Origin of the sequence: Methylobacterium ajmalii, assembly GCF_016613415.1 — a bacterium.
GTDB lineage: Bacteria > Pseudomonadota > Alphaproteobacteria > Rhizobiales > Beijerinckiaceae > Methylobacterium > Methylobacterium ajmalii.
On record NZ_JACWCT010000086.1, the window covers coordinates 47,912 to 49,283 of the forward strand.

Below are 1,372 nucleotides of genomic sequence, written 5' to 3' on the forward strand. Positions count from 1 at the left end.
CCAATCCGGGCCTCGCCAGCCGCTTCACCAAGACGATCGAGTTCCCGCCCTACGGCGCGCCCGACCTCGCCGAGATCCTCCGGCGCATGGCGAAGGCCCAGGGCTTCGTCCTGCCCGACGGGTTCGAGCGCGATCTGGCGTCTTACGTCGCCGCCCGCTCCCGCGCCGAGGACTGGGCCAATGCCCGCGAGATGCGCACCGTCCTGGAGAAGGCCCGCCAGGCGCAAGCCCTGCGGCTCGCCGCGCAGCCGGGCGGCGACATCGGCCGCATCGAGCCCTCCGACATCGCCGCGGCGCTCGGCCGGCCGACCGGCGGCGCCATCGACCTCGACGAGGCCCGCAAGGTCATCGCCCGCCTCGACGCGATGATCGGCCTCGCCCCGGTCAAGCAGCAGGTGAAGACCGTGGTGGCGCGGGTGATGGTCGACGCCAAGCGGCGCGCCGAGGGCGTCGAGGTCGGCGCGGTGAGCCAGCACATGGTGTTCACCGGCCCCCCCGGCGTCGGCAAGACCGAGGTCGCCCGGATCATGGGCGACATCTTCCGGACGCTCGGGGTGCTGCGCAAGGGCCACGTCGTCGAGGTCGACCGGGCCGGGCTGGTGGCGGGCTATGTCGGCCAGACCGCGGCGCGGACGCTCGAGCGCTGCAAGGAGGCGCTCGACGGCATCCTGTTCATCGACGAGGCCTACACGCTCGCCGGCGGCGGGGCCAACGACTTCGGCAAGGAGGCGATCGACACGCTGCTGAAGTTCATGGAGGACAACCGCGACCGGATCGTCGTGATCGTCGCCGGCTATACCGACGACATGGCCCGGTTCATCGACACCAATCCGGGGCTGGCCGGCCGCTTCACCCGCACCGTCGAATTCCCGCCTTACGACCCCTACGACCTCGTCGAGATCCTGCGCCTGATGGCGTCGCGCCAGTCCTTCCGGCTGCCGCCGCGCTTCGAGACGCTGCTGATCCCGTGGATCGAGGCCCGCGCCCGCCGCCACGACTGGGCCAATGCCCGCGAGATGCGGACCCTGCTCGAAAGGTTGCGCGAGGCCCAGGCGCTGCGGCTCGCCGCCGACCCGCTCGGCGATCACGGCCAGTTCGAGCTCGCCGACGTCGAGCGCGCCCTCGGTGCCGCGGCCTGACACCCATGGATGGAATCTCGGATCGAAGCCCGGATCGAATGTCGGACCGGACGGGATCGGGACGCAGGCGGTCGCTCGCCGCCGCGCATGGCCGGCTCTGGTACGGCGAGGCCGGCTACCGGCTGGCCTGGCTCGCCCTGCCGCAGGCCGGCGCCGTGGTGGCGGCGGGCCTGCTTCTCGCCGTCGCCGGCCGGGGCGAGTGGGGCCGGCCGGCCACCGGCTCGCCCCAGCGC

The 1,372-nt window shown here is 73.0% G+C and carries 1 protein-coding gene and 1 pseudogene; both read left to right on the forward strand.

Annotated features, from left to right (window positions below; translation table 11 throughout):
• Positions 1-1,139 (forward strand): AAA family ATPase (locus tag HPY23_RS33130; protein WP_236017680.1); only part of this gene is annotated, 1,139 nt, incomplete at its 5' end.
• Positions 1,140-1,177: 38 nt separating this feature from the next.
• A pseudogene (locus tag HPY23_RS16235) lies at positions 1,178-1,372 on the forward strand (hypothetical protein); the annotation flags it as partial.